This window comes from Halobacillus sp. H74, from assembly GCF_052246715.1.
GTDB classification, from domain to species: Bacteria; Bacillota; Bacilli; order Bacillales; family Halobacillaceae; genus Halobacillus; species Halobacillus litoralis_A.
In genome coordinates this window covers 95,927-121,991 of record NZ_JBQQCI010000003.1, presented here as the reverse complement: position 1 = coordinate 121,991, position 26,065 = coordinate 95,927, and the positions used below count along the sequence as shown (strand labels likewise).

Here is a 26,065-nt window from a genome sequence, read left to right as displayed (position 1 = left end):
TTGATTTTTATCTTAGTAGCCATCGTTATTAAAGATAGCCATTTCTAAATCCTTAAAAATTCCATTTTAAATATTTGCATTTACCAGATTACTTCTAATGCCTTTGTGATATCACACGCCATCCGTAAAGGGCAAAGCAGGGTACCACATTCCCTACGATATAAAACCTACCTCTACTGAAATTTGGAAGTAAAGAAATATAAATTATGCACTATACACGATTTTGTTCGTAAAAAAAGCTCCGCCGGAAAACGACGGAGCACTAGGATAGCCAGGCTGAACGGATTATTGAATGTACTGGAAAGCCCGGTGAAATTTATTATACAATAACAGTGTAACTCTACACATATTTTCTTTGTAAAAATTGAATAAAAAAGCCCTGACAATCGCTAGGTCCTTTCGTTTATTTTCTATTCAGGCTCTTCCAGCTTTTCTTTTAAATCTTTAATCTTTTCTTCGTTCTTTTTGATTAGCCCCAATTGCCAACATTATATTTCGACCATAGAAATTCGGAACTACCACTAACTCCCCCACCTTCTCACTCTGTACGAAGGCTGAATTCACTAGGTATTACGTTCTTAAAACCATTGTCTTTTTTATCGGATTAGCTTTTTATTGGCTATGGTTAGAAATTTTAGCTATTACTAACCAAATATCTAACATCCCACTATTGCGGGGTGTTTTGTTAATATCTATAAGCACTTTCACATGTATTAGCTACTGGTTCATAATAGCAATGCTGTTTAAATTGACCTGTAAAGGGTTGACCATACCATGTAGGGGGACATTCACCATAAGGATTAAAATACCAAAGAGAGTACTTAGAAGGGTGTTGTCTCCAATACTTTACAACTTTTCGTGCTAATCTTTTCTCTACTTCCCTTGCCGGTCTATAAAACATATTACCTTTTTGTACTGCTTCAAAAGAATAATTCCCACCTTGAACTTGAAAAATCACATCCCGTATAGACCTTACATCACCAAAATCTAAACAATCTGCTTTAGCCCGATTTACAATGACATTCCCAACCATAAGCATCCCTAACTTTCCTTCACCTTCAGCCTCTGCCCTCATCATTCTTGCTATTAAATCGATGTCATTTCCGGTATACGCAACTCTTGTCATTATCTCACCTCTAAAGGAATTGTATGAAAAAACCTTTAAAAGATGTAAGCTTTTCGCACTTTTAGCTGCTGGACATACATCACTCGCTTCTTTCATTAATTTCAATAGCTGCTCGTATACCGGACTCGATAGCCCCATCCATCCATGAAAGGAAGACGTGTGCTCTCCTGCAAAATGCAGTTTACCTTCCGGTTGACGCATGAACTCAGAAAATTTTTCTCCTTGACCAGGAAGGAATAAAGTGAAGGCACCTGCAGAATATTTATTTAAGCTCCAGTTATAAGCAAGCGCCTGCATGTATTCATCGTAAACAACCTTCCCATAGATTCTGGCCAAGTCATCCAGGACCTCATGTACCATCTCTTCCTGGGGTAAACTAGTATCGCATCCTGTCCCCAACTATAACTCGCTAATAAATAGCTGGACCACTAGAACCGATTCCATGGCTTGGAATATAAGAAAACCTTGATGGAAAATCCGTTATGGCATTCCCTTCCCCTGCCCCCTCCCAAAAACGATGCCTAAATTCTATGCCAATTTTAACGGCAGGAATACTTACAAGTTCCCGAATAATCTGCCATTTATCAAAGGATATCGAATCATATGGAAAGATATCGATAAATTGAAATACAGGAAAAGGAATAGTAACGATTGCATAATCTCCCTCGTAATGATGCCACCTACCCGTTTTAGCGCTTTTCGCTTGGATTCTAACTTCATTTTCCATCTGATAAATCTTATCCACTTTTCGGTCCAACCGTAGATTAGGCTGCAGTTCGTTCATAAAAGATAAAGGTAGTTGGTCATTACCCCCATTAATCTCGAAAAACCTCACCGTTTTACTAAAAATAGGGAATATAATATCTGTCAAAATGTCTACGAATGAAAACTCCGGAAATCCTTCTAGTCCTAACACGACACCGATACTCCTTATGGCATCAATCGACAAAGGTCTTCCGATTGGATTAAACTCAAGGAATTCCCCCATGGAATACTCTGAGTATTGTGCTTTTAATTTCTCCTGTTCTTTAGGGGTACTATTAGAATAAAGGTCTAGAAATGGTTGTGTAGCTTCTAGAAAGAGTTCAGTGGCCGTTTTACCTTTTTCGTTTTCATTAACCGGAAAAATCAAAATGTCAGGGTTTTCCTCGTATGCTTTTCTTGTGGTTAATACATTTTTTACATAAATCAGATCGACAGGAGAAGAATTAATGAAAGGATGGAGGGGCAATTGAAACCGCCTTATATACTCAAATACCAATGCATGATTATCTGGAATTCTCATGGCACCCAGGTCTAAATAATTTCCTGAAGTAAACGGGCTCCTTACCGTATAAACCCTTCCTCCAATACGATACCCCATAAGTTTAAATACTTAAGGGGTGTTTCTCTAAAAATCCAGTCAAAACCTTTTTATAAGGCTAAAAAAACCTTATCATAACAAGGGTTTGGGCGTGATCACATCATGCCGCCCATAGGTTCACTAAGATAAATAATGAAAAATACGGTCTAAATTATTTGTGATAGCAAGTTAAATTAGACATTTATCCTATATCATGAATAAAAGGAAATAAACGGAAGTGAGAAATAGCATCCAAAAAGTATGTCATCTCTTAGGGCTGTACTAATGTTAGAATATTAAGTACTACGGAGGTAACTGTACCTGACCAACCTGGTGGAAGAGCTATTGGTTATGTAGCTAATGTATCAAGGTGATCGTTTACCAGGATGAATAACTTAAATAGCTTCACTTCTACTTAACAATACTTCTCTTTTAAAAAATATAAAGAAGAAATAGACCCCTCTCATAAAGTAAAAGGTCTATTCTTTGTCTTTTTCATTCTTGGAAAACGCATAATACATTTTATTTTGAATTTTATTTATTCCCACAATCTTCTTTAGTGAGGATCGGTCACCGTGACTCAAACTTGAAAGTTACATGAGCCTTTTCAATAAGTTTTCTTAACTAAGTCTAGCTCCTGCGAAACTAGATCGTTGCTCAACAGGGATTACACCTGGAGTAGTACTCAGTGCAACAATCTCAACTGTGTCACCAGCTTGTAACCTTACTATTTCACTAATGTCTGTCGTATTAAAATATACGGCGTTGAATCCTGTATAATCGGCATCAACATCTATTTCAGTCCCATTAACAGTTAACTGAAGTCCAAATTCATAATCAACGTTAGCATTATTAGGGTTAAATGATAGTGTGGCAGTAAATAAATAGACACCTGCTTCTTCTGCAACAAATGCTGATGTGATACTATTATATTCGTTGTTCAAATCAAACTTTTCGTTATTGAATGAAACTTTAAAATTAGAATTTACTATGGGAATTGGAGTTGCCGCACTTTTAATTGCCCTGAAAGCAGATTTATCTTTTTCATCTTTTTTATCGTGCTTCGACTCACCACTACACCCTGATACGTTCACATTAACAACAGGGTTTCCAATATTAGTATTTTTTTCAATTTTCGAATGGGCTAGGTATTCTTTCAATAAATAGTGAAGCAATTCTTCTTTATTCAAAATGATTACCTCCCTCCTTTTCTGTTACTCTATTATCATATTCAATATTTTTAGAAATGAGTGGGTGCTGACCCCATACCACATTATGAGGAACGGATACAAAGTTCCTTTAGAAAAGGAGATAAGAAACTTGGGGGGACGTCCCTAGTATTTATTTTGTGAATAAATCAAAACTCAATAAAGTTATTATTAGAAAAGGCCCATTTTTCATGAAAAACTCTAGATCCAGCTTACTTTCAATATGAGATAGTCGCTGTTCTCCACGATCCTTCAAAGGTAGTTCTTTTAATTCTTGAAGAGATTCCTTTTTTTCACACCTAAATGCTCACTCTCTTGTAAACGCTAAACTAGAGTTAACACAAATACCCGAACCAAAGTAATTCACTGGTCCGGATTTTCTGGTGAATAAAATTCTTCTTTCACAGCCTCAATTCAATTTCTATTAAAGCAACAAAAAGACAGAAGACTCATTCTCTATGTTCTTCCATTTCCCAAGCGTTTATTAACAGCCATTAAAACCGATGAATAATCCTCCCCGGACAGTAACAATCTGCCTCCCGCAAGCATCAGTAGTCACTTGTGGAGCAAACGCAAAGGCGCCTATGGTTTCAAAACATTTCTCTTGGCAACTTTCTGTGGGGCAAATCGTCCGGATAATCTGATTGACGGATACGGCTGTATCGCTGCTAAGGGTACATGGCCGATCTCCAAGTTGAAGTCCTCCTTCAATTGGCGTCAAGTCCCCCACATTGATGTGAAACCTGGCAGTTCCGACCAGACGGACGGCATCTAGGACAACAGGACATGATATTGTACCACCGCACGGGTCTTCAGCGGTCCCTTCCACTTCCTCCTCTTCCAGCATACAAACCACTTCACTCAAATCAGTGCAAGCCGTAAAGTTATCAAAAGAAGTAAAACTAAATGTAAATCCATCCGGGACGACCGCTGTTGTACAATAATCAATGGTAAAGAGGCAAGCTTCTTCTTGCTGAATATCGAGCTCGTCGACCCTGTTACCTTCTGAATCAAAATACATAACATTACTTAAGATAGTAATCCCTCCCCTCCCCATATACATATGTATTTATTGGTTTTATGCTTGGGAGAGAGACCTATGTATTAATAAAATTGAAAGAATAGTCCACTATCGAATCAACTTTAGGAAGGGTCACGATTGAACCCCTAGACTAAAGTACTCCATAATATGCCGACTAAAAAAGTCTCTCAACAATTAGAAAATTTGTTGAGAGACTTTTTCTTAGAACATTATTTTAGTTTTCGAATGACACAAAGTATGTCATTCATTGATTCAAAGAGGCTGTATTCCCCGTCACATCAGGGTTTGAGGAGATCTTACATCATGCTGGTGGTCTACCGAATTATTTTCCCTTTCGAATTCATTTAATAGTTCATCAAGTATTTGACTGTTTTCAAAGGTTTCCTTATGTGTTAACCCCAGCTTATTCCCAAGGATCAGTAGACGTTTCCATATTTCCCCGTCTCCCTTGCTAGTGAATGTAAGTTAATTTTTAGATAGACTCACTTCTGCCAATCGTTTCAGCTATTCAGTAGATTTGAATTCTCCAGCCACATTTTCTTGTGGTAAGCCATGTCCCAGAATAAATATTCTAGTTTACTCGTATGAAGGAAGATTTCTTCTAAATGAGCTTTTTCTCGTTCTGGTTTATCATCCGCAAGTTCGTTCATCAAGTTTTTCATAGATTCCGCAAGCTCCGTAAATTCGTCCGAAGCATACATCTTTATCCAATCACCATAGAATTCATGGTCACTGGCCCCCTCATTTTCGTTCAGCGTCTGTCCGATAACATTGTAGCTCCACGTACAGGCAAGCACGCATGCCGCTACCTCAGCCTCCGACCCTTGATGGGCCTTGTTCAGCATATAGCTCGTATAAGCTAAAAGTGTAGAGGAAGGTGTGGTGTTTTCTAATGCTTGCTTGCTGATTCCAAGTTTCCCTGCATAGTTTCGATGCAGGTCCATTTCTTCGTTCAGAGTAGAATGCAGTAAATCAGCAAACATGGCCATGCTATCTAAACGTGTTGCCTTCACGCTTCCTAACGCAAACACCCGGCAATAGTCTATTAAATATAAGTAATCCTGCTCCATGAAAAACTTGAATTTTTCAAGCTCTAAACTTCCATCGCCAATCCCCATTACAAATGGGTGTTCGAGATAGGCATCCCATATCGGTTTAGCATGATTATAAAGACGATCGGTAAACATCATATCTCATCCTTTCGCTCAGAATATTGAAACCAGTCATATAAAAAAGTGACCATTGTTTTGGTGAACCGTAAAAGCTGGTTTCGATTCAGCGACTCATTAACAGCATGTGCTTGATCTAGTGTTCCGGGGCCATACAGGACAGTAGGGATGCCGGCCTCCGCTAACCATCCCCCATCTGTAACAGTAGGAGACATAGAATAATCCACTGGAGTTTTGTAAATACGTTGATGTGCGTTTGCCAACAACTCAACCCCGGCATGCCTGGTGTCCACTGAAAATGCAGGGAATATTTCTCCTTGTTCTTCTATCATGGACGTACCACCCCATGAAAATTGAGGTGGATGATCTCTTAACCAGGGATCTGCCTTTGCTGCATGATTAATGTGCGTTTCTATCTCTCTGATCACTTCTTCATAGTGTTCGTCCGGATAGTAATGGACGGTGATCCATAACGAGCAGCGATTGGCAATGAAAGCCGCATGACGGCCGCCTTCAATTACAGCCGGGTTGATTGTATTGGAACCGGAAGGAAAACCAGGGCTCGATTTCGTGACTGCCCAGTGCTGCTCCAACTCTTGCAACGCTGTAATTATTTTTATCATTTTCTCTATCGCGCTAGCACCATGGAGTCCACCCCCAGCATGGACCATCGACCGCCTTTGGGCATCATGAAGTGTTTCTCTGCTTTCGATTGTTATCCAGCCAGTGATCACACCACCCTGCCCCTGAATATGACAGTCACTTGTATCGACTACTAACGCTAAATCAGCATGATACCCTCTATCACAACAAGACTTAGTCCCTGCTTCTCCAACCTCCTCCCCAACAACGGATTGGACAGAGAGATTTCCTTTAGGTTCTACACCAGCTTCATGCAACACCTGCAATGCAAAAAGAACCCCAGCCATGCCTCCTTTCATATCTGCTACCCCGCGCCCGATTACTTTGTTTTTCGTTACCGTACATACGAATGGATCATACTCCCATCGCTCATTTTCCTCGATTGCTGCTACATCGAGATGGCCGTTAATGATCAGACTCTTCGCCTGGTCTTCGTCTTGTCCCCGTTTAGTGCCTACTACCACAGGATCCCCTGGATACAGATCCCATGACTCGATGGAAAAGCCCAGACCTTTCATTTTATCGGCCATGTACTCTTGAGCTTTCTCCGCATTTCTGGCAGGCGGACTCAAAGTTGGATAGGATACCAAATCGGACAATAGGGTCAAAATTTCTTCTTCTCTTTCTTCCACTTCATTCCATAACCGAACTAACTTGTTATCCATAATACTTGCTCCTTTCCAAAATAAAATAGCTCGCCCCTTCACGAGAAGGAGCGAGCTATTACTTTTGAATATAGATATAGAAAGAAAGATTCCACTCGCTTCACTTCCCTCCGCTAGTATGATCTAGATCAGGTTATAAGGGTCAAAGCTCCAAGCTTCTCTCAGCCAATTCATGGCTCCCCCAGTGAAGTATACTTATTAAATTGTTATCCGGGAATTGAACGTAGGGAACGGGTAATAGATACGCAGTCTCATAGCAGCACTCTCTAGACATAAAAAATGCCACTTCCCAGAAAAGAAAAGTGGCTTGTTCAATTATACTAACAAGATGAAATATAATTGTTATATTTCATGTATGCACTTTCCTCCACTGGTGTTTTTAGCCAGGTCAGGTTCAAAGAGTTCCAAAGTTATACTTTGATCTCAGCCTTTAAAAAAGGCTCCCCTAGTGAATTCACCTATTAAATTTTTCATTGATTTCATTTATACCATACATTATTTTTATTTATTCGTCTATACTGTTGTCTGACTTTTTTCAATTTGTGGATTGGCACCACGAAACTAGACAATTTCTGAATGATATTTACAAAAAGTAAAAATCCCTATTTTATTTACATACATAAAAAAGCCTCTCAAAAGTTCTTTGAACTACGAGAGGCTTTCATTTATATGGTTTTCCGATTTTTGAATGACAAGAAGTATGTCAATCAGGGATTATATCAGGCTACAAACCCTTTCATACCAGGGTTTTGGGCGTTATTACATCATGCCGCCCATTCACTGTATTAAATAAATAATAGAAGATAAGACGTAAGAACCCTTAGATAATCGGTGTTCCAACTTTACGTTGTTAGTGCGAGATCAAATAGGATATGTGTATATATAAATAAAATCCAGTCATTATCCAGTCGGAAGTACAAGCTCAAACTGGCCACGGAACGACCTACAGCTTAGAAGGCTGTTGGAGTAGTTCGGATAGCAATCGCTCATGCAGGTCTAAATACCATTAAATCAACGTTTTTTAAGATTAAAAACGACGTTCACCAATGAAATTGGGGCAATAATAATAAAATTCTGCCCCATTTCTGCCCCAAATCATAAATAACTTACCCGAGTTTCTTCATTATAAGGGCATATCTTTTTAGAGATACATTTACAAGGATAGCCTTCCCTCCCTTGGAGATAATAAAAAATGAGGAGGTGATTTCAATGACACATTTAAAACTACTCGCCATGAAATTTTTGTTAAGCTTAGTAATTCTCTATATCATTTTAGGACTCGGGTTTGATGTATCATTCGGAAATGTATTTTTAATTACCCTTGTACTTAATGTACTTTCGTATGCATTGGGGGACTTAATGATACTTTCACGATCCAATAATACAGTTGCTACAAGTGCAGACTTCGTATTAGCCTTTGTTGTCCTGTATTTTATGACCGATGCTTTAACTGTAGGAAATGACGTATTCGAAGCTTCAATATATTCAGCAATTTCCTTAACAATCTTTGAGTATTTCTTCCACAAATCTGTAGCAAGAAGCCTTGATAGAGAGAAAAAGGAAAAACGAGAAAATATTAAACCAAGTAGTGAATTAAGCATGGAAGCATCTGAAGAAATTACTCCAGATGAGAACCATACCAACGATAAATAAATTACTTTTTAATCAAGGAATCCCTTAAAGGGATTCCTTGATTATTTTCTGAACAGGTTTAATACATATTGTAATTTGTTAGGAGTAGTCAATCATGTGATTAAGAAGTTTGGTCTTTTCCCCCTTATTTGCGGTTCTATTTATCAAATGACTACACTTTTCCTTTCATTACAAGGAAACACTGAAAGAATTCCGTCTTTACTAAATAAGCGTACTTGATTCCGGCAGTAACAATAAGCGAGGATTTGATTTTCACGGACTTCTACAACGCGGATTTTCCTTTGAGTCATGTTCCCTTTCCCATCTACATAAATTATCTCAAGACTCTTCTTAGCATCTGCAGCACGATTCAATATTCCCATCATTTACAGTCACCCCCTCTTTAATACGAACATTTGTTCTGTTAATATGTATGTTATCACAATCATATTAGAAGTAAACTGGAAAATGGAGGTCATTAAATGAGAGCTTTCAAGGATTTAGAAATGGAAATTTTCCTTAACGATGATGCAGCTAAAATAAAGATGAATGAGGGATGGTTTGGAGAACAAATTAGGAATCGACCCATTGTCGATGAACATGGAGATCCACTTATGATGACCTTGAACTTTATGGGGATACCTGTGGAGTTTAGTGATGAGGTAGAGGATTTCGAGCTTAAATATGAGGACGACTAAGCCCATATAAAAGTTTAAAATAAATTTTTAAAATAATGACACCAAAACCCTCCTTTTTAACGATTATAGAGTAAGGAGGCGAAAAGTTATGAATAAAACCATGCAAAAAATGGACAAGTGGCAAGAAGTATTAGCGAAGCAAAACTTAAGTGAGGAGGTGCGCCAGCTTTTAAACGAGGTCTATATGCATATCGGAGACCAAGAGTATGAAATGAATTATTTGAAAGTGAAAATACTTATGTATGAAGGGGATGAACATTAAATATAGCCCTGGCCCAGACCAGGGCTTTTTCATGTACATCAATGACTTACCTTAAGCGTTCATCCATTTCTCGATTGTTGTTATTGTTGTTTCTCTCTTCAGATGGTTCTTCTTCAAGATCAGGCTCCTGTTCATCTTTATCGACATTTGGAGTGTTAAAATCCGGCCCCATATCACCGTCATTATCATCGTCCATCCGATCTCTTTGGTCACCTTGATCATAACGTGTTGGTTCGTAATTAATATCTTCTGGTTCATTTTGTTCGTTAACTGCACAACCGGTCAAAACACTGGATAGTAATAAACCCGACAAAATCGTAACTTTGATTTTCATTTTTCCCACCTCCTATTTCAACCTCTAATATCTACAGAAATTCATTTATCATACATATGGCTCTTCTTTAATAAACCATAATAAAATACTTTGTACGCGGCACAATAGATATGTACTATCTTGAAGAATTTACTGAAAAGGAATGATAAATATGCAACGCAGAAGAAACTCTTGGTTAGCACTAGGAACAGCAGGGGCAATTGGAGCAGCAGCTATGTATGGAATGAATAGAATGAATCGTAGTGGTGGGGTACAGCAAGCGGGACAAAATATTCAAAATAGCCAAGTAGCTCAAAGTTTAAAAAATGCTCTTCCTGATCAATAACAAAAGATAAATCAAAAAATATACATCAAAAGGAAGCCACACTAATGCGTGGCTTCCTTTTGAACAGTTAAATTTTGATTTCCTGTCCAGTTGCAGCTTCTACTGCACGAAAAGCAAAAGCTACTGCCTCAGCCCGTGTAACTTTTTGGTCTGGTTTGAACAAATTATTTCCGACACCTACAGCAATCTTTGTTTTTTTAGCCTTTGTTATCTCTTTCTGTAGCATTGAACTTTTCTTAACATCCTTGAATCCTGTCTCTTTTAAATTATTCTCCATTTGTTTTTCCTCCTCTGTTTTTTTATCTGCTGTAGCGTACCCCTTCTTTACCTTTTCCGCCATGGCTTTCGTATTTGGTCCATAGAGACCATCAACTTCAAGGCTATACTCTTTCTGGAACTTCCGTAGCACTCGATCGGTTTCCGGACCAAAGATTCCATCGACCGACAGTTTATAGCCTACTTCTTACAAACACTTTTGAGCTTTGTAGGATTCGTAACCTGCATGGCCTTTCTGGGTGGTTCCCTTCAATTAATGGAATATAGTTTTTAGGTAAAGCTGCCAATCGTTTTACAACCTCCAAGAAACCAACCACAAAAGGAATGATTGCTGTAGCAAACAACACTTGCGTCATGATTTCATTTTTCATAAAAGAACCCTCCTAAAGATGTCACCTGGTCAGGTGATATGAATACCAAACCTAACCTATTTTAAATAAAAGTGGCTCACCATTATGGTGAGCCACTCAATTGTTTATTTTTTTTAAAAAATCAATTACATTATACTAGAACCTTTAACTTCTATGTTATATTTGGATCTGTAACTGCTTGGCCAGTACCAGTGTTCAAAGCTGGGGAGGTGGCTTGACTTCCATCTACCGCTCCATCACCAAACCTAGATATACTTATATTTTCTGGAGCAATATATAATGAATCTCCAAAATTTACAACTCCACCACTCATACTATTTATTCTAATTTCCCCGATAATTATACAAGGCAAATAATCATCCCCCTTAACTTTACATATGATGGATTCTACCAGCTTGTATAGTTGAAAAGTGGAAGTAACTTAACATATAGGTTTACACCTAGACGTGACCACTCGTCCATTCCGATTTACTTTCTTCCCATAAAAAATACACCTCCATGGGTGCTAGCACTACGAAGAATAGATTTGAATATAAGGAAACACAACATCGGAAATACGCCCACACAAATACGCCCCACCACAATAAAATATCCCGAATATGAATTTAAAACTTTTAAAAAGGGTGATTCAATAATGGGAAATAGAAATTGTGACAGAAATATAAGTGTGCCGGGTAAATTACCCATAAGGCCTAAAAAACGAAAAAATAAATGTAAAACAGAAAAACATGATGTCGAGCCATGCAAATCCACTTGCAATTGCAATAATGAAAGTGCAGCTCCGAAAACTGCTCATTTAACTAACGATTGTGTTTTAGTTAATTCAATAATAGGATCAAAAACTGTACAAAAAGTAGCAGAAGTGACGCTACCCCTCACTGCTTTTGATGGGCTAGGTGTCTTAGAAGACATCATCTCCATAACTGTAGAACCTGATGTTGATGCCATTACCCAAAATGCAAGACTTATTAGGGATAAGGTAGTAAACATAGGTCTAATACCTGCAACAATAACCATAACAATTGCAGGTGTAGCACTTCCAGTTACGTTAACTACGTCAATTCCTTTCCAAGAACATACGGATTTCCCTGGAGCTTGTCCAGAAGATACGCTTCAAGAAGCTCCTCTTGAGGTAGAAGGTATCTTTACTCAACCTGGCGTCCCAGTTCTCACTGGTCCATTAGGTGTTGACCTTGTTACTGGTATTTTATTTAAGATTGTTTTACGTACCACTATTACTGTCACACGTCCTGTAATACAAGATAGTATGGGTCGGGTTTGTGATGTAAATCAAAACAGATGTGACAACCCTACTACAGCCCCATCTTTCACCCTCCCTGCCCCAGAAAATGGCGGATTATTAGGATAACTCAAAAGTAAGAGGGTTCTCTTATTAGAGCCCTCTTTATATATTAGGTTGAGTATCCCTCTCCTGTAATATCCTGATATTGATCCTCTGTAAGCCATTCATATTCTACAAAGTCACCTATATCCGGTAATAAGTCTTAATTGCATTGAAGGAGAAAAACTTCAACTAGATTTTGAAGTAAAACAATTAACCAATGAATATCCAAACCTCGCAGTAATAGATTACTTAAAACATGTATTAGATAATAATGAAGTTCCCAAAATTAACAATTATCTAAGTGAATAATTTATAAAAAGGCCTGCTGGATAGTAGGCCTTTTTATAATCTGTACTTATATAAGTATACCATGTTCTAATTTCCCTTGAGTAGGCTTTCCGTCCTGCCATTTAATTGTTAAGGCACGGTATCCACTTTCAGGTGGAGGCGTTTTAATAACTTGTCCATCTTTAACTACATAAACACCGTTCTCCAACAAATCTATTTCAGCAGTTTCTACTTTTCTCGACACATCTGCCAATGTATAATCCCCCTCTTGATATGCTATAATGTGATTGTCAGATTTCATTGATGCTGGGGCTTATGCTCTGGCTTTTTTTATTAGGTTATCTCAAATGGATCTTTTATCCCTTGCGTTCTATTAGAAATATAGTTACCTTTGCCATGAATCAACTTACATTTATTAATAGGCTTCCAAGTATCATAAATACCCTCAGATAAATTTCACCCTAACGCTAGGACATACCTTAATGTTCTGGCATTTTTGTGTATAATTTTTTACCACCATGTATATAATTTTCAAGGTGGCTCATCCACTTCCATCTTGTCCTTATAAGCTTGATTGGATGAGTTCCCCTCTAATCAATTGCCGGAGCTTTGCTCTGGCTTTTTTTGTGTAAATCATTTCTTTAATTTGAATAATTACGAAAACCTTCTGCCTGGATGTTTTCACCTATTTTTTGGGATTTATGAATATTAAAGGCAGGTGACACTAATAATACCTTTGTCTAATTTAAATAAGGAGAGTGATCCCAGAATGGGTATTTTATCTGGAAGTCAACAGAAAGAACCATTGCATTATGGTGAAGTGTTTAGCCTATGGAGCTACTTGTCCGTGGCTAAGGGTAACTTAGCAAATTACCAAACCATGTATAACCATGCAGGAGACCAGGAGTTAAAACGATTCCTAGAGGAATTAGCCCAAGGTATAAAACAAGAGACTCAAGAAATTGAAGAAATCCTTAAACTTAACGGTGTTGTTTTACCTCCATCACCACCTGAGCGCTCAGTAGCAGACCTAGAGGATATTCCAGTTGGTGCCAGAGTTAATGACCCAGAGATTAGTGCGGGAATTTCCATGAACATTTCCCAGGGGTTAGTAGCTTGCAGTCAAGCCATAGGCCAATCTACACGAGAAGACATTGCTATGTTATTCGGCAAATTACACATGAATAAAGCTCAAGCCGGTGCAAAAGTTCTAAGATTGAACAAGGAAAAAGGTTGGTTAGTTTTACCACCTATGCATAAGAAATATTAAAGTACTTAAAGTGCCAGGGCATTGCTCTGGCTTTTTTATTTGTCTCTAAGTTCAAAGAGCTTCATCCTTGCTTCAACCCAGGAGCACCCTGTTGCCTTTGAATCATTTTCACGTACTCAGCAAAGAGCCTTTGGTTTCCTTTAAAAGCCTGCGAATTTGTTTCTCTTAGATTCAAATGGGTACTTCACAGATTGAGGAACTTCAGTTTCTTCGGATTTAAATAATGTCATTTGTACCATCATCATTCCTCCTTTACTTACTCCCACATTGAGAATTTTGTAAGATATTATGAGTTTTAAGAGCTCCCTGTTTACTATTCGACAAGTGGGGGTACTTCTCTTAGGGCAGTCCCAATATTTCCACGTAACGTGGGAAACCCTATTTCCAGAGCATTCACAGTGCTCTGGCTTTTTTCGTATAAAACTCTTTTACAATGCCAGTGAATTGCTTTTTAGGTTCGTATAGATAGTGCTCGCATTAGATTCCTAGAGCCTCATTTACATTTATTAGAACTAATTGGACATGCGCCTTTCCACTCTACTGACTTCACCATAAGATATATTGTTGAGCAAAGGAGGTGGCAACATGGGTGCAGGATACGGATCTGGATCAAAATTTGCTTTGATTGTAGTTCTGTTTATTCTTCTGATCATCATCGGAGCTTCTTATGGCCGTGGTGGTTATGGCGGCGGCTTTGGCGGCTATTAATTTTAAAGTAAAAGCGCTTTAGCCTCTCTTCACAACCTCCCTTAATGTACAGAGGATAGTAACTATATAATCCTCTGTATAGATACATAGGCATCTTTCATTGGGCACTTTTCTCTTCCTTAAACCAATAAATAAATAAAAAATACTTCGGAAATAAAACCATTTGTTCCAAGTTAAATTCTCCTTCGCATAATCTACGTCTTGCACCGAGTAAGATCAGAGTTAAGTTCAGTTGTTACTGGTAATAATACTTTTATATGTCAATAAAGAACGGTGATTAAAATGGACGAGATTTTACCAGTGATAATATTATCCTCTACCTTCCTACTATTAGGATTATTATTTTTTTTAGATGCGAGAAATAAATAGTATAGCCTGACTAAATTACAGCAACAATTTCATGATTAAGCATTTTTCTAAAAGGTAAAGAAGTTAGAAAACTTTTTGAGGCTCTCCAAAACGAGCATTCACATTGGCGATTATATTTGCTATCTGCCACTGTCGGAGGATTTAGACGAGGCGAGTTTATTGCATTACAGTGGTCTGATTTGACTTTGAGAACGAGGAAATAACAACCACTAATAGTATCCCTACATTCGAGAATGGAAAAACCTCACATAAAAAGCACAAAAACAGACGGGCTCTCCCGTACAGTTCCTATGCCTGCCTGATATATGGAGTTGTTAAAAAAATAAAAGTTAGAATGTAACAAAGAAAAACTTTTACTTGGTGATGACTGGAAAGCGCTATGGCTGGAAATTCTGGCATCCTACAGAGCAAAATTGAACGATTGGAAGAAAAAATGAGTGGAGGTAAATCACTGACAACTCATTAAACAGAAACTTTGAAGGTTCGCTAGAAAATAGACTCCTATACAAGCAACCGTTATAAAAAAACATAGAATGATAAGGTATAAAAAAATAAGGGAGAGATGATGATGAGTTCATGTCATTCTAAAGGAAAAGGAAATTGCGTACGAGAAGTCCTCGATGAAATCATTAAAGCACAGGATGAGGTGGCGAGCCGAGACAACTGCTGTGACGTAAGTTGTGAGAGTTCTATTCGTGAATTGCTCTCACCGACAGGAAATGGTAATGGCCCAACAACAGTTCCATTCATTTTGTACTGTAAAGATTGCAAGCCTTTTATCGGAAGTTCAGTGGTTCGACGCCAACTAGGTATGTCTCCAAACTTTGCTCTAGAGTGTTTGGAATCACCGATTTTCAAAGCGAAAAAATTCGTAGATGGAAAGAAAGACTGTGTCAAACTTGAACTTTTGATTCCAGTTACTCAAGGCGGATCGCAACCTGGTCCATCCGGAGAGGGAAACCGTGTTTGCGACTACTTCCCGGGTAGCAGTGTAAGAAACCTTCGTTCTACAGGCGTTTGTATCACAGTAGACCTTGACTGTTTCTGCAGCATTACTTGCTTGGAGCCTACAACACCATTGATGGCTACTCAGGAAGAAATGCATGACGCTGTAAGATGCGATCGTAACGAAGACTAATCGTAGAAGAAGTGTGCATGAAATTTTGATGCACACTTTTTTTGATGAAACTAGAGGAATAGACTACTTATGCTTTATTATCCACCCATTCTTTAATACCATTTCTAGTTTGTACTCAAAAGAAACACCCTCTTCTCCACAAAGAAGATTTGTTTCAGAATGTTTTTCTTCATATATTAAAACTACCACAGTGTTAAACACCGTTTAGAGTCAAAATTTTATACTTTCTTATCATTTTTTAAAAAAAACGATCTATTAAAGATCACTTCCATTAAGAAGAAGTTTAGTTTATAAATTGATTTATTGCTTTTTCCCTACCTTCAAGCGTTTTGTATTTTTATGCTCTTAGAGGGAGGCGGTCCTGTAATTCCCCATTAGTACAGTCATTTTTATAACATTTTTGATCCTCCAAACAATGGCTTTATTCTCTTATAATCATAAGGATTGCAATGGTAAACGACCTGTCATTCTTTGGTACGCTTCTTGTCACTTTGTGGTAAATACTATGTCAGAGGGGGGGTACATATTTTAGGGGTTATCAATTTGAGATTAATCGTCCTGTCACTTAATAACCATTATTACAAAATCATCCCTTTGTCACATACACCTCTTACAAATTTAAGAATAAAAGAAAAGCCTCTCACAAGTGTTGAACTCTTGAGAGGCGTATAAATTGAGTAGACAATTTGAAAAAACAGTCGAAATCCAGTCAATTTGTTCTCAAATCCTATGTTTAAAGGGTTTTGGGGGCTATCACATCATGCCGCCCATTCACTCGACTATTTAATAGGACAATAATAAGACCCTCAGTATCTTGTTATACCAAGGTTTCCATCGCAAAGTGAATTTATAAACCATAATAAGTTTTAATACTTTATGAACAGTATCCAGCCATAATCCAGTCACTAAAAACATCACCTAGAATTCAGAATAAAAGAAATAGATCTTTACCCATTTGGGATAATGCATTTTTAAAATATTTGGTTTACAAACTAACAGAACATCCTCAATTACTTTAGTAACCTCGAAAGGACCAGACCCGATATTGGAAAGTATGACAACCTTCAAATTAGATTCTGAATCTCTATAGGATGACTCCTGGGTCTTCCCGTCGCATGATATTATAGATTTAATTCTTTCTTCTTCATTAAATTCAGTTATATGAGTAATAGAAAAAATGGACGTTTGACGAATATTTAAAAATCAGCTTCCCTAATAGAGGAGCTGATTTTTTATTGGATATCTGTAAATAGACCGTTCAAGTAATCAAGGTTATCATTAGGTCGTGCGTAAAGATACATGTCTCGTTTAAAAGGATTGTTTTGTATCGGTAAAAATACGACACCTCGATATTCCACTTGTTGGACCATCATCTCTGGAAGGTAACCGATATCCATTCCAAGTGTGATACTGGGTCTCCACAACCTCACCTGTAAATTCTTCGTACCGTTTTCGAAACGGTTGAATGGTCAACACCCCATGTCCGGCCGAGGGGGTTTTGTGACTGACCATCCTGATTCCACAATTACATAATTAGAATTTCTTGGCCTGCGAACATTCCTCTCTTACGAAGCATTTGTCCAGCCAATGCGTGGTGGGAACGTGCCAAAGCAAAATGGCAACACTAACCGGATACTGATCTGCCGCCTTACCTTTTCTGTTGCTTAATAAAATCACACAACTATCGATTCATTATACATTAGCACCTTTTTCTTCTTAAACAAATGGATCCCATCCCGAATTTTTAACCCAGGTTGATAAATCAAGCAATTCGGGATGAACTTTACGTAGTGAAGGAATGTCAGCTTGATACCCATCAGTTTCTAACCATTCAAACATTTTATTTTTCTGAAATTGATCCCTGGCAGACTCCAAAACTTTACATGGCGTATCAAATACTTGACTAAACACTTTTGCCACTTCTGAAAGCGTCACTTCGTCCCCGGCAATTTCAATTGCCATTCCCTTGTATTTTTCCGGGTTGTTAAAGGCAATTGCAGCAAACGCCCCAATATCTTGCACCGAGATGATTTGTAATTTCGTATTCACATCCATAAATCCCTGTATCATCAATTTTTGTTCATGAGCTTTACTAAATCCTATAAAGTTTTCCATGAAACCAGCTGGACGGAGAACCGTAAAAGGTAAACCAATAGCACGTACATATTTCTCAACTTGCCCCTTTGTTTCAAAATGGGGAACCCCACTATCTCTTTCAGCGCCGCCGGCCGAGCCATATACAAAATGTGAGACGCCGACCTGTTTGGCAACATCCGCTACTGTTTTCCCTTGTTGGATCTCTTTTTCGGGATCCTTTAAATACAAAGGTTGAACGCTATAAACACCGTAAACCCCCCGCATAGCTTCCAAGAGAGATTGCTGATTATCCATGTTCGCTTGAACGACTGTGGCGCCCTTTTTTTGCAGTTCTTGTGCAGCCGGTTGATCCGGGCGCCGCGAAACCGCGCGCACGGACCATCCATCAGCTAACAACTTCCTGGCAACTGCGCCTCCCTGTTTTCCCGTGGCACCCAACACTAAAATGGTTTTGTCTGAATTTGTCATGTAGAAATCCTCCTTGTATTTTGTCATCCCAGCCTTATTGTTCCTTTTTATGAAAATGATCTGTGGTCGAATTTTACCTCCCCCTAAAACTTAGGAGTTCAAGGGCAAGTTTTGTTATTAATTTAATCCCTACTAAGAGATCTTCAATTTACAGGCATACTCCTCCTTCTTTATATAGCTTTACTGCATAATTCATTCCTGCGTGATTTTTTTGATATTTCTTTAATCGGCCCCTCTAGCAAGTTCTTTTACTTCGGTTGTTCTAACTTTTTAGCAGTAGGTTTCAGAACGGACAAGCTCATTACGAGCAGGCTGATGAGACCGGTATTCGAAGAACAGGATATCTTTAAACGCCTCTACGCTGAAACGGAATGGAATCCAATCATACAGCCAGCTCTTTGTGATGTCTGGCAACATTTCAGGCGGCAGGGTCAAGACCGGCATCGAGAAGAAGAACAAGAGTATGAAAATCTGCGCTGCTGCATATTTAATCCAGTTCAAGAACGCTCCCTGAATGAAATAGAACATAAGACCGACGAAAAGCATTAGGATCAACATGCCGCTTTTGTCAGGGATTGTGACCTCCAGCACGTTGTTCGCCAACTAGAATACGAGACCCGTAATTCCGCTCACGAAAATGAATCCGCCAAGCAGTTGACTGACAAGAGACGTCCATCGTAAGCCGATCTTTTTAACCACTGTAAAAAGGATCATGGAACTGATGAACGTCGTCAGCCATATAATCTGGGTGAATACGGCTGGCGCGTTACCGTTTGCGGTATAACTTGGGACAGGGTTCAGTTTCTCCGCTTTTACAGAGATGTTTTTTGCGAGCTGCCGGGCTTGCTCTACACTTAACGGCATCTGACGCTCCGACACTTGCGTATATAAATTGGTTGGGACTTGTTGGTTCAACTTTGCGATGATTCCATTAGCACTTGCTCTCCGATTGCGGCAGCTGGTTTGTTCACCCCTCATTGATCAGAATCTCGACTTCAGCATTTTGCGGACTTGGACCTAATAGAGTAGGAATCTTTTGAGATAGATCGTTCGGAATGACGATAGACGCATAGAAGTTCTAGTCATTCACCTCATTGATTGCTTTTTCGCGACTTTCCAGAATGGTCCATTCCACACTCTCATTGTCATTCTGTTTGATTTGCTCTTCTAACATTTTACCGAAGTTCAACTGCTCTCCTGTTGGGGGTGTCACACCTTCTTCCACGACGAGTGCTAACGGCATGTCTTTTGGTGTTGGATTCATGAATGAAAATGTAAAAATGATGACAGCAATCAGTATTCCAGCGAACCCGCCCCAGAATAGCTCCTGCTTAAAGAAATTCATCATATACATCCCCCTTAATAGACAAGTTTTTGATTAATTAACACTATGTTGTTTACAATGCCATTATAGAAGAATACAAGAAACTTACAATAACCAATTTTTTACGATATGTATGATAAACGACACCTGATTTAAATTTGTTGCTTATTTGATAAAAGAGGGATGAAAAAATGGCTAAGAAAACAGACCTACGAGTAAAAAGGACGAGGAAACTCATTAACGAAGCATTCTTGAAGTTTATCCAAGAGAAGGGCTTTGATGCAATGACCATTCAAGAGATCGCAGATGAAGCGTTAATCAACCGCGCAACTTTCTATCTTCACTATGATGACAAGTATGACCTTCTGGAAAAAATGAGTTCTGATGTCATCCAGGAATTGATCAGCGTCATCAATCCGCCTTTCGACCAGGCAGATCAAGAAGTGAATATTGAGAGGTTAAAGGGCAGTGTCACCAATGTTTACCAATGTATACAAAAACATCAGATGTTCTATCAAGTCATGTTCGGTAAAAATGGAATCAATGGTTTCAGGAACAATTTAGAAGAAGTGATTCGTGATAAGTTCGACAGGCACATAAAAAAAGTCGTGAAGGATCCAACCCAATTCCAAATCCCGAAAGATCTCCTTCTCCATTTCATCAGCGCTGCCTTCGTAGCTGTCATCCAATGGTGGTTAAACCAAGTGGAGAAGCCTACACCTGAAGAGATGGCCAACCAGCTCTCCAAACTCATCACCCAAGGACCAATACGAACTGCCGGCTTCAAAATCGAATGATAGTATTTTTAAGAAAGAGTCAGGTATCGTTTCAGAAGTAATTGATAATCGTACAATCCTAAAAGGTGCCTAACACTTTCATGGTTAAAGGAAGAACTTGATCGTGTCTTACCCAAACAAATACATGAAGATACTCGGAAATATTTTTCGAAGAGCAACATATAAAAAAAACCTCTCGTGAAATTCCTAAATTAACAGGAATTTAAAGAGGTTTTTTCTTTGTTCAAGAAAAATTTATGTTTCAATTGCTTATTGATAACTACAACCCAATACTCGACTTTACCCGTTCACAATCTTGGTAGGTTATTCAAGATAATGGCCCTTTTGTGGATTAAATATAGCAACCTCTTATTCCAGATAACTGGCCTATACTTGAAGACTCAGTTTCGAGATAATCGCCCTGTCACTTATAACAATTATTTTAAAAAGTTATAGGGGAAGATTGGCAAGTGAACGACTGCTACCCATTAAAAGAAAAGCCTCTCAAGAGTTTATATACTCTTGAGAGGCTTTTAAATTTAGTAAACGGTTTTTAAAACCAGTCAAAATCCAGCCAAGTTGTTCTCAAACCCTATGTTGAAAGGGTTTTGGACGCTATCACATCATGCCGCCCATTCACTGTATTAACTAAATAATTAAAAATAAGATGTGAAAACCCCTATATACTCGGCTTTCCAACTTTACGATATTAATATGAGATTAAATAAGATATCAGTATTAATAAAGAAAATCCAGTCAATATCCAGTCGGAAGTAACACCTATTGGAGTGCACATGATTAACTTTATGAGGAGTTTCTTTGGGGAAGAAATGGGGTAGGATTTCATTATTAATACCCCCTTTCTATTTGGTTACATCAGATTTAATCCCCAAAGACGTTAATTTGCTGGTATTACAACCAATACTGTTAATTACTCGAATTTCTTCATTATATATTACCAATTGAAGGATATCGGGTATTCATGTAATGTAGTTAAAGCTTATACGACAACCGTCCCCGTTAATTTAAAGTACAGACCTTCACAAATTAACTTTTGAATAAGAAAAAGAGGTGCCCCATCTACCTTCGTTGTTCTATTCAAGCCCCCCAACAGTTTAAAAGTGATTATTCACAAATATCCATTTTTATTCATGACTATTTACTTATAACGATCGATAATTTATAGTTTGCATACTTGTTTAACTCTAATAAAAATTGATTTAACGCATCATTACTTGGAAACCTGCACTCCAGAAGATAACAGCTATCTCCACTGATTTTATAATTATTGATGACATATCCCTCCTTTTTTTGGATAAATGAGAGATAAGGTTGATGATGTGTACCTTCAATATATATATTGATAAATGCATACGTAAAACACCCTAATTTCGCTTGATTTACTTTAATGCTATAACCCTCAATAACCCCATTGTCCTCTAATTTCTCCACTCTAGCTGTGGCTGCTGGTCCAGTTAAGTGAACTCTATCCCCTAATTCTTTCATCGTAATCCGGCTATTGCTACATAACTCCTCTATAATTCGCTTATCTGTTTGATCCATCTGAACGTCAACTCCTTTTAAAAATAAAGCCAAACGCCTAAAACACTTTATTTTATCTGTGTATTTGAATGCTGCTCATATTATACACTTAACACTGTTAGAGAACACATGAAAAGAAAGGGAGATGTAAAGATGAAAATCACACAAATTCGAAATGCAACGATAGTTGTGGAATATGCAAATAAAAAGTTTTTAATTGATCCTATGTTAGCAGAGAAAGGTACGTACCCACCTTTCCCTGGTACGATCAGGCAAGATCAAAACAATCCTTCAGTGAGTTTACCAACCTCTGTTGACGATATTATTAGTGGAGTTGATGTAGTTATTGTGACTCACTTACATTTAGACCATTTTGACGAGGCAGCGCAAAGACTATTACCAAAAAATATTAAAATGTTCGTTCAAAATGAAGAAGATGCAAAGGAAGTACAAAATACCGGGTTTCAAAATGTAGAGGTATTAACAAAGAACATTGTCTTTGAAGGCATCCAATTAGTTAAAACAAGAGGCGAACATGGAAGAGGAGAAGAACTATTAAAGCTTATGGGGGAAGTATGTGGCATTGTCTTTAAACATCCAAGTGAAAAAACATTGTACGTAGCTGGTGATACAGTCTGGTATGAAGGTGTACAGGAAGAATTAGATACCCATAAACCAGATATTGTTGTCGTCAATGGCGGAGATAATCAATTTATAGAATATGGTTCTCTCCTTATGGGAAAAGAAGACATCTATGAAGTACACAAGGCGGCTCCTAATGCTAAGGTTATTTCTGTTCATATGGAAGCTGTTAACCATTGGACACTATCTAGAGAAGAATTAAAAAACTTTAGTAATGAAAAAGGGTTCTCAAGTAATATTTTAGTACCAGAAGATGGTGAATCCTACAAATTTTAATATGAACACCGACAAATAGTGTCACGTTCCTATTTAAAAATAAGAAATAGAAGAAGCTCATAATTATCGAATATTTAATTATGAGCTTCTTTTAATGACGATATGAAGTGTTCCAAGGATGACAAACCAAACATGAAAAGCTACAGGGATATTTCGTTAGGAGGTAGAGTTCATGACAATGTCAGCAAAAGATACAAATGCCTCAACACACCAGCCTATATGGTTGCAAGAATATATTGATTCACCAGAAAGACAGATACACCTTTATAAAAAAACATTAAGAATTTTAATTCTTTCACAAATCTTTGGGGGAGCAGGACTTGGAGCCGGTATAACAGTAGGAGCGCTTCTTGCACAAGACATGCTAGGGACTGAAAATGCGGCAGGAATTCCAACTGCCCTATTTACTTTAGGTTCTGCAGGAGCTGCCCTACTTATAGGTCGGTCTTCACAACGTTTTGGTCGTAGAGCAGGACTTGCAGGCGGGTTCCTTGCAGGTGGGTTAGGTGCTATTGGTGTTATAATTGCAGCTTTAACCAACAGCATCCCACTTTTATTTATTTCTCTTTTTATTTATGGAGCTGGTACAGCGTCTAATCTACAAGCGCGATATGCAGGGACAGACCTTGCAACAGATAAACAAAGGGCAACTGCTGCAAGCATGGCCATGGTTTCTACTACCTTGGGTGCTGTTGTTGGTCCTAACTTGGTCAATATAATGGGGGAATTTGCGGATTCAATTGGTGTTCCAACCTTGGCTGGCCCCTTTATCTTGTCAGCAGCTGCTTTTATTATTGCCGGATTATTTATCTTAATTTTACTTCGTCCAGACCCTTTGGTTGTGTCCACAGCTATTGCAAATGCTAAGAAAAAAGACGATACCGTACAGACAGGGACAAATTTAAAGAATGCTACCATAAACAAAAAGGGGGTTGTTGTAGGGGTTGTAATTATGAATTTTACTCAATTTGTCATGGCAGCCATTATGACAATTACACCAATTCATATGGGACATCATGATCATGGTTTGGGAGAAGTAGGAATAGTTATAGGTTTCCATATAGCAGCTATGTACCTTCCTTCACCATTAACAGGTATACTGGTAGATAAGCTTGGCCGTATTACTATGGCTGTTGCTTCTGGTGCTACACTCCTAACCTCTGGATTGGTAGCAGCTTTTGCACCGGTAGGTTCAATGCCACTGCTTACCCTGGCGTTAGTACTACTAGGTTTAGGCTGGAACTTTGGTTTAATAAGTGGGACTGCTCTCATTATAGATTCAACACACCCATCTGTACGTGCAAAAACACAAGGATCAGTCGATGTACTATTTGCACTGTCAGGAGCAGCGGGTGGGGGGGTATCAGGAATGGTAGTCGCTCATTCTAGTTTTGCAGCATTATCACTTTCTGGGGCCATTCTGTCACTAGTGCTTATTCCTGTAGTTGTTTGGTCTCGGAAAAGTCCAACAAAGAGCTATGATAAAAAAAATTTTATTAATACTTTATTTCTTAAATAGTTAGACTAATATAGATATATAGCTATATAGTAAATTATAATTAAAATCTAATTAACAAGGCTGCTTTCAGCAAGAAATTGAAAGCTGCCTTTATTCATATAGGAGTAACTTATATAAAACAAAACATCTTACAGATAGAAAAAGTCTATATTAATTTATAAGGGTTTACAGAACTTTAGTTTACTTTAACCTAACTCAAGTTACGAAAAGTATTATGCCTAACTTTAATGTTTTGTTACGTAACAGAAAAACTCTGTACGGGAGCAGTAGTTTTTTCTATTTTTAAGCTTTATACACGTTCACATAATCACTCCTATTAGAACCTGACCAAAACAAAACCCCTTTGCTTCCAAGGGGTTTCACATCGTCCATTTTTATAGTTTATACAGGATTTTATACATCCTTGATGAATCATCGTTTTCGGCTTATAAAGAAGCCTAGGTTTTATGGAATCTCTTGTTGAACTAACCTCCCTCTTTAATTTAATGACAGCAGGAACAACCGCCATCATTACCAGGATCCTCCACTACTTCATACCCAGAGTTTGTAATAAGTCCTTTGATGTCTGCCAACTCAACGACACTTTCATCAAACGACACATCAACTTTTTCGTCAGAAAGATGAACTTTAACCGATTCCACACCCTCCAGTTGACCTACGTTTTCTTCCACTTTATTGACACAGTGCCCGCACGACATTCCTTGTACATTTAGTGTTGACTGTTGCATATCAATTCCTCCTAACACATTGTTTGAATAAAACTTTAATTACTATACCGGGGTAAGGTATAGAATGACCCTTTAAAAAAACCACATAACGATTGTGATTGTGCCTGTGCACCACCTCCTTAGATTGTTTTCCAATCTTTTTAATGGGTAGAGCAAATATTACCTTTTATCACCAGTAGGATCATTCACTGCGTTCTTTCATGTGTAGCATTTTCACTATTTCGTTTTTATTGTTTGCAAATCCAACAAAATGTTTAACAAGCTTTCTTCGACCGAATATTCCCCTTTTATAAAAGGCAAGTAATGGTACTATCTTAGCACCAGAGATTCTTTTTAGGTCCTCTTCCAACCCAGGATTTTCGCTAACATCTTTATCTGTATACTTGATATCGTTAGAAGTTAAATATTTCTTTGTGTCTTGGCAATCTGAACATGTTGGCCTTGTATATAATTTCAGCTCCAGTTTATCTTCCATTCTAATCT

The 26,065-nt window shown here is 38.1% G+C and carries 33 protein-coding genes, 2 pseudogenes and 2 riboswitches; of the genes and pseudogenes, 11 read left to right on the top strand and 24 right to left on the bottom strand.

Annotated elements, in window-relative coordinates; all coding sequences use genetic code 11:
- Nucleotides 1-685: 685 nt before the first annotated feature.
- From ACTWPX_RS07105 to ACTWPX_RS07070, 8 genes and pseudogenes are all read right to left on the bottom strand, one after another.
- Complete coding sequence (locus ACTWPX_RS07105) at nt 686-1,126, bottom strand: cell wall hydrolase (protein WP_443119507.1); 441 nt, start codon at nt 1,124-1,126, stop codon at nt 686-688.
- 204 nt (nt 1,127-1,330) lie between these two features.
- Nucleotides 1,331-1,486 (bottom strand): annotated as a pseudogene (locus ACTWPX_RS07100) (amine oxidase); the annotation flags it as partial.
- 49 nt (nt 1,487-1,535) lie between these two features.
- The gene (locus tag ACTWPX_RS07095; protein ID WP_443119110.1) at nt 1,536-2,489 is read right to left on the bottom strand and encodes a flavin monoamine oxidase family protein; all 954 of its coding nucleotides are present in this window, start codon (nt 2,487-2,489) and stop codon (nt 1,536-1,538) included.
- 599 nt (nt 2,490-3,088) lie between these two features.
- The gene (locus ACTWPX_RS07090) at nt 3,089-3,658 is read right to left on the bottom strand and encodes a C1q-like domain-containing protein (protein ID WP_443119109.1); all 570 of its coding nucleotides are present in this window, start codon (nt 3,656-3,658) and stop codon (nt 3,089-3,091) included.
- A gap of 502 nt (nt 3,659-4,160) precedes the next feature.
- Nucleotides 4,161-4,697 (bottom strand): hypothetical protein, encoded by a 537-nt coding sequence (locus ACTWPX_RS07085; protein WP_443119108.1) that lies wholly within the window; start codon nt 4,695-4,697, stop codon nt 4,161-4,163.
- Between the two features lie 294 nt (nt 4,698-4,991).
- The gene (locus ACTWPX_RS07080; protein WP_443119506.1) at nt 4,992-5,135 is read right to left on the bottom strand and encodes an aspartyl-phosphate phosphatase Spo0E family protein; all 144 of its coding nucleotides are present in this window, start codon (nt 5,133-5,135) and stop codon (nt 4,992-4,994) included.
- Nucleotides 5,136-5,218: 83 nt separating this feature from the next.
- On the bottom strand, nt 5,219-5,905 hold the full coding sequence (tenA, locus tag ACTWPX_RS07075) for a thiaminase II (RefSeq protein WP_443119107.1): 687 nt from the start codon (nt 5,903-5,905) through the stop codon (nt 5,219-5,221).
- Complete coding sequence (locus ACTWPX_RS07070; protein WP_443119106.1) at nt 5,905-7,194, bottom strand: acetylornithine deacetylase; 1,290 nt, start codon at nt 7,192-7,194, stop codon at nt 5,905-5,907. Before ACTWPX_RS07070 ends, tenA begins: the two co-directional genes overlap by 1 nt.
- Nucleotides 7,195-7,282: 88 nt before the next feature.
- A riboswitch (TPP riboswitch) is annotated at nt 7,283-7,387 on the bottom strand.
- A gap of 152 nt (nt 7,388-7,539) precedes the next feature.
- A riboswitch (TPP riboswitch) is annotated at nt 7,540-7,651 on the bottom strand.
- Between the two features lie 752 nt (nt 7,652-8,403).
- Between ACTWPX_RS07070 and ACTWPX_RS07065 the strand changes: the two genes are divergently transcribed.
- Nucleotides 8,404-8,847 (top strand): YndM family protein, encoded by a 444-nt coding sequence (locus tag ACTWPX_RS07065; RefSeq protein ID WP_443119105.1) that lies wholly within the window; start codon nt 8,404-8,406, stop codon nt 8,845-8,847.
- A gap of 143 nt (nt 8,848-8,990) precedes the next feature.
- Here ACTWPX_RS07065 and ACTWPX_RS07060 read toward each other — a convergent pair whose 3' ends face one another.
- On the bottom strand, nt 8,991-9,212 hold the full coding sequence (locus ACTWPX_RS07060; protein ID WP_443119104.1) for a hypothetical protein: 222 nt from the start codon (nt 9,210-9,212) through the stop codon (nt 8,991-8,993).
- A 96-nt stretch (nt 9,213-9,308) separates the two neighbouring features.
- Here ACTWPX_RS07060 and ACTWPX_RS07055 point away from each other — a divergent pair, with 96 nt between their 5' ends.
- Nucleotides 9,309-9,524, top strand: coding sequence for a hypothetical protein (locus tag ACTWPX_RS07055; protein ID WP_443119103.1), 216 nt, complete (start codon nt 9,309-9,311; stop codon nt 9,522-9,524).
- 88 nt (nt 9,525-9,612) lie between these two features.
- On the top strand, nt 9,613-9,786 hold the full coding sequence (locus ACTWPX_RS07050; protein ID WP_443119102.1) for a hypothetical protein: 174 nt from the start codon (nt 9,613-9,615) through the stop codon (nt 9,784-9,786).
- Nucleotides 9,787-9,832: 46 nt separating this feature from the next.
- Here the strand turns inward: ACTWPX_RS07050 and ACTWPX_RS07045 are convergent, their stop codons facing one another.
- Entirely contained in the window at nt 9,833-10,120 is a 288-nt protein-coding gene (locus ACTWPX_RS07045; protein WP_443119101.1) for a hypothetical protein, read from the bottom strand.
- Between the two features lie 151 nt (nt 10,121-10,271).
- Between ACTWPX_RS07045 and ACTWPX_RS07040 the strand changes: the two genes are divergently transcribed.
- Nucleotides 10,272-10,445, top strand: a complete 174-nt coding sequence (locus ACTWPX_RS07040) for a hypothetical protein (RefSeq protein ID WP_443119100.1) — start codon at nt 10,272-10,274, stop codon at nt 10,443-10,445.
- A gap of 67 nt (nt 10,446-10,512) precedes the next feature.
- Here the strand turns inward: ACTWPX_RS07040 and ACTWPX_RS07035 are convergent, their stop codons facing one another.
- From ACTWPX_RS07035 to ACTWPX_RS07025, 3 genes are all read right to left on the bottom strand, one after another.
- Complete coding sequence (locus ACTWPX_RS07035) at nt 10,513-10,722, bottom strand: S-layer homology domain-containing protein (RefSeq protein WP_443119505.1); 210 nt, start codon at nt 10,720-10,722, stop codon at nt 10,513-10,515.
- A 172-nt stretch (nt 10,723-10,894) separates the two neighbouring features.
- Nucleotides 10,895-11,092: a hypothetical protein gene (locus ACTWPX_RS07030; RefSeq protein WP_443119099.1), complete on the bottom strand. Its 198-nt coding sequence runs from the start codon at nt 11,090-11,092 to the stop codon at nt 10,895-10,897.
- Nucleotides 11,093-11,243: 151 nt separating this feature from the next.
- Nucleotides 11,244-11,444, bottom strand: a complete 201-nt coding sequence (locus tag ACTWPX_RS07025) for a spore germination protein (protein WP_443119098.1) — start codon at nt 11,442-11,444, stop codon at nt 11,244-11,246.
- A 282-nt stretch (nt 11,445-11,726) separates the two neighbouring features.
- Between ACTWPX_RS07025 and ACTWPX_RS07020 the strand changes: the two genes are divergently transcribed.
- Nucleotides 11,727-12,461, top strand: a complete 735-nt coding sequence (locus tag ACTWPX_RS07020; RefSeq protein ID WP_443119097.1) for a hypothetical protein — start codon at nt 11,727-11,729, stop codon at nt 12,459-12,461.
- Nucleotides 12,462-12,504: 43 nt separating this feature from the next.
- Here the strand turns inward: ACTWPX_RS07020 and ACTWPX_RS07015 are convergent, their stop codons facing one another.
- Both ACTWPX_RS07015 and ACTWPX_RS07010 read right to left on the bottom strand, forming a co-directional pair.
- Nucleotides 12,505-12,582, bottom strand: coding sequence for an XkdX family protein (locus ACTWPX_RS07015; RefSeq protein WP_443119504.1), 78 nt, complete (start codon nt 12,580-12,582; stop codon nt 12,505-12,507).
- 210 nt (nt 12,583-12,792) lie between these two features.
- Nucleotides 12,793-12,969: a DUF3954 domain-containing protein gene (locus ACTWPX_RS07010; RefSeq protein WP_443119503.1), complete on the bottom strand. Its 177-nt coding sequence runs from the start codon at nt 12,967-12,969 to the stop codon at nt 12,793-12,795.
- A 525-nt stretch (nt 12,970-13,494) separates the two neighbouring features.
- Here ACTWPX_RS07010 and ACTWPX_RS07005 point away from each other — a divergent pair.
- The 3 genes from ACTWPX_RS07005 (at nt 13,495) to ACTWPX_RS06995 (ending at nt 16,210) form a co-directional block, all read left to right on the top strand.
- Nucleotides 13,495-13,995, top strand: a complete 501-nt coding sequence (locus ACTWPX_RS07005) for a DUF3231 family protein (protein WP_443119096.1) — start codon at nt 13,495-13,497, stop codon at nt 13,993-13,995.
- 585 nt (nt 13,996-14,580) lie between these two features.
- Entirely contained in the window at nt 14,581-14,703 is a 123-nt protein-coding gene (locus tag ACTWPX_RS07000; RefSeq protein ID WP_443119095.1) for a YjcZ family sporulation protein, read from the top strand.
- A 937-nt stretch (nt 14,704-15,640) separates the two neighbouring features.
- Nucleotides 15,641-16,210 carry a CotY/CotZ family spore coat protein gene (locus ACTWPX_RS06995; RefSeq protein WP_443119094.1) on the top strand — a complete coding sequence of 190 codons (570 nt, stop codon included), beginning with the start codon at nt 15,641-15,643 and terminating at the stop codon, nt 16,208-16,210.
- Between the two features lie 1,232 nt (nt 16,211-17,442).
- Here the strand turns inward: ACTWPX_RS06995 and ACTWPX_RS06990 are convergent.
- The 6 genes and pseudogenes from ACTWPX_RS06990 to ACTWPX_RS06965 form a co-directional block, all read right to left on the bottom strand.
- Nucleotides 17,443-17,634 (bottom strand): hypothetical protein, encoded by a 192-nt coding sequence (locus ACTWPX_RS06990; protein WP_443119093.1) that lies wholly within the window; start codon nt 17,632-17,634, stop codon nt 17,443-17,445.
- Between the two features lie 292 nt (nt 17,635-17,926).
- Nucleotides 17,927-18,775, bottom strand: coding sequence for an NmrA/HSCARG family protein (locus tag ACTWPX_RS06985; RefSeq protein ID WP_443119092.1), 849 nt, complete (start codon nt 18,773-18,775; stop codon nt 17,927-17,929).
- Between the two features lie 157 nt (nt 18,776-18,932).
- Nucleotides 18,933-19,010, bottom strand: a pseudogene (locus ACTWPX_RS06980) (recombinase family protein); the annotation flags it as partial.
- A gap of 35 nt (nt 19,011-19,045) precedes the next feature.
- The gene (locus ACTWPX_RS06975) at nt 19,046-19,366 is read right to left on the bottom strand and encodes a hypothetical protein (protein WP_443119091.1); all 321 of its coding nucleotides are present in this window, start codon (nt 19,364-19,366) and stop codon (nt 19,046-19,048) included.
- Nucleotides 19,367-19,378: 12 nt separating this feature from the next.
- On the bottom strand, nt 19,379-19,753 hold the full coding sequence (locus tag ACTWPX_RS06970; RefSeq protein ID WP_443119090.1) for a hypothetical protein: 375 nt from the start codon (nt 19,751-19,753) through the stop codon (nt 19,379-19,381).
- 100 nt (nt 19,754-19,853) lie between these two features.
- Entirely contained in the window at nt 19,854-20,123 is a 270-nt protein-coding gene (locus ACTWPX_RS06965; protein ID WP_443119089.1) for a hypothetical protein, read from the bottom strand.
- A gap of 167 nt (nt 20,124-20,290) precedes the next feature.
- Between ACTWPX_RS06965 and ACTWPX_RS06960 the strand changes: the two genes are divergently transcribed.
- On the top strand, nt 20,291-20,896 hold the full coding sequence (locus ACTWPX_RS06960; protein WP_443119088.1) for a TetR/AcrR family transcriptional regulator: 606 nt from the start codon (nt 20,291-20,293) through the stop codon (nt 20,894-20,896).
- Between the two features lie 1,134 nt (nt 20,897-22,030).
- Here ACTWPX_RS06960 and ACTWPX_RS06955 read toward each other — a convergent pair.
- On the bottom strand, nt 22,031-22,438 hold the full coding sequence (locus ACTWPX_RS06955) for an Lrp/AsnC family transcriptional regulator (RefSeq protein ID WP_443119087.1): 408 nt from the start codon (nt 22,436-22,438) through the stop codon (nt 22,031-22,033).
- 132 nt (nt 22,439-22,570) lie between these two features.
- Between ACTWPX_RS06955 and ACTWPX_RS06950 the strand changes: the two genes are divergently transcribed.
- Together ACTWPX_RS06950 and ACTWPX_RS06945 are read left to right on the top strand one after the other, a co-directional pair.
- A complete protein-coding gene (locus tag ACTWPX_RS06950; protein ID WP_443119086.1) occupies nt 22,571-23,335 on the top strand; it encodes an MBL fold metallo-hydrolase in 765 nt (254 codons plus the stop codon).
- 172 nt (nt 23,336-23,507) lie between these two features.
- A complete protein-coding gene (locus ACTWPX_RS06945; protein ID WP_443119085.1) occupies nt 23,508-24,854 on the top strand; it encodes an MFS transporter in 1,347 nt (448 codons plus the stop codon).
- 482 nt (nt 24,855-25,336) lie between these two features.
- On the opposite strand, the gene copZ is transcribed toward ACTWPX_RS06945, so the two are convergent.
- Both copZ and ACTWPX_RS06935 read right to left on the bottom strand, forming a co-directional pair.
- Nucleotides 25,337-25,582: a copper chaperone CopZ gene (gene copZ, locus ACTWPX_RS06940; RefSeq protein ID WP_443119084.1), complete on the bottom strand. Its 246-nt coding sequence runs from the start codon at nt 25,580-25,582 to the stop codon at nt 25,337-25,339.
- Between the two features lie 181 nt (nt 25,583-25,763).
- Nucleotides 25,764-26,057 (bottom strand): glutaredoxin family protein, encoded by a 294-nt coding sequence (locus ACTWPX_RS06935; RefSeq protein WP_443119083.1) that lies wholly within the window; start codon nt 26,055-26,057, stop codon nt 25,764-25,766.
- Nucleotides 26,058-26,065 lie beyond the last annotated feature (8 nt).

Excerpts from the sequence above, each read along its gene's own strand:
- ACTWPX_RS06965 (WP_443119089.1), bottom strand. The coding sequence starts at position 20,123 with ATGATGAATTTCTTTAAGCAGGAGCTATTCTGGGGCGGGTTCGCTGGA.
- ACTWPX_RS06955 (WP_443119087.1), bottom strand. The coding sequence starts at position 22,438 with ATGGATCAAACAGATAAGCGAATTATAGAGGAGTTATGTAGCAATAGC.
- ACTWPX_RS06970 (WP_443119090.1), bottom strand. The coding sequence starts at position 19,753 with ATGAGGGGTGAACAAACCAGCTGCCGCAATCGGAGAGCAAGTGCTAAT.
- ACTWPX_RS07020 (WP_443119097.1), top strand. The coding sequence starts at position 11,727 with ATGGGAAATAGAAATTGTGACAGAAATATAAGTGTGCCGGGTAAATTA.
- ACTWPX_RS06945 (WP_443119085.1), top strand. The coding sequence starts at position 23,508 with ATGACAATGTCAGCAAAAGATACAAATGCCTCAACACACCAGCCTATA.
- ACTWPX_RS07030 (WP_443119099.1), bottom strand. The coding sequence starts at position 11,092 with ATGAAAAATGAAATCATGACGCAAGTGTTGTTTGCTACAGCAATCATT.
- ACTWPX_RS06985 (WP_443119092.1), bottom strand. The coding sequence starts at position 18,775 with ATGACAAATTCAGACAAAACCATTTTAGTGTTGGGTGCCACGGGAAAA.
- ACTWPX_RS06935 (WP_443119083.1), bottom strand. The coding sequence starts at position 26,057 with ATGGAAGATAAACTGGAGCTGAAATTATATACAAGGCCAACATGTTCA.
- ACTWPX_RS07055 (WP_443119103.1), top strand. The coding sequence starts at position 9,309 with ATGAGAGCTTTCAAGGATTTAGAAATGGAAATTTTCCTTAACGATGAT.
- ACTWPX_RS07045 (WP_443119101.1), bottom strand. The coding sequence starts at position 10,120 with ATGAAAATCAAAGTTACGATTTTGTCGGGTTTATTACTATCCAGTGTT.
- ACTWPX_RS06950 (WP_443119086.1), top strand. The coding sequence starts at position 22,571 with ATGAAAATCACACAAATTCGAAATGCAACGATAGTTGTGGAATATGCA.
- ACTWPX_RS07060 (WP_443119104.1), bottom strand. The coding sequence starts at position 9,212 with ATGATGGGAATATTGAATCGTGCTGCAGATGCTAAGAAGAGTCTTGAG.
- ACTWPX_RS07005 (WP_443119096.1), top strand. The coding sequence starts at position 13,495 with ATGGGTATTTTATCTGGAAGTCAACAGAAAGAACCATTGCATTATGGT.
- ACTWPX_RS06960 (WP_443119088.1), top strand. The coding sequence starts at position 20,291 with ATGGCTAAGAAAACAGACCTACGAGTAAAAAGGACGAGGAAACTCATT.
- ACTWPX_RS06995 (WP_443119094.1), top strand. The coding sequence starts at position 15,641 with ATGAGTTCATGTCATTCTAAAGGAAAAGGAAATTGCGTACGAGAAGTC.
- ACTWPX_RS07070 (WP_443119106.1), bottom strand. The coding sequence starts at position 7,194 with ATGGATAACAAGTTAGTTCGGTTATGGAATGAAGTGGAAGAAAGAGAA.
- copZ (WP_443119084.1), bottom strand. The coding sequence starts at position 25,582 with ATGCAACAGTCAACACTAAATGTACAAGGAATGTCGTGCGGGCACTGT.
- tenA (WP_443119107.1), bottom strand. The coding sequence starts at position 5,905 with ATGTTTACCGATCGTCTTTATAATCATGCTAAACCGATATGGGATGCC.
- ACTWPX_RS07105 (WP_443119507.1), bottom strand. The coding sequence starts at position 1,126 with ATGACAAGAGTTGCGTATACCGGAAATGACATCGATTTAATAGCAAGA.
- ACTWPX_RS07040 (WP_443119100.1), top strand. The coding sequence starts at position 10,272 with ATGCAACGCAGAAGAAACTCTTGGTTAGCACTAGGAACAGCAGGGGCA.
- ACTWPX_RS07085 (WP_443119108.1), bottom strand. The coding sequence starts at position 4,697 with ATGTATTTTGATTCAGAAGGTAACAGGGTCGACGAGCTCGATATTCAG.
- ACTWPX_RS07000 (WP_443119095.1), top strand. The coding sequence starts at position 14,581 with ATGGGTGCAGGATACGGATCTGGATCAAAATTTGCTTTGATTGTAGTT.
- ACTWPX_RS07050 (WP_443119102.1), top strand. The coding sequence starts at position 9,613 with ATGAATAAAACCATGCAAAAAATGGACAAGTGGCAAGAAGTATTAGCG.
- ACTWPX_RS07035 (WP_443119505.1), bottom strand. The coding sequence starts at position 10,722 with ATGGAGAATAATTTAAAAGAGACAGGATTCAAGGATGTTAAGAAAAGT.
- ACTWPX_RS07065 (WP_443119105.1), top strand. The coding sequence starts at position 8,404 with ATGACACATTTAAAACTACTCGCCATGAAATTTTTGTTAAGCTTAGTA.
- ACTWPX_RS07095 (WP_443119110.1), bottom strand. The coding sequence starts at position 2,489 with ATGGGGTATCGTATTGGAGGAAGGGTTTATACGGTAAGGAGCCCGTTT.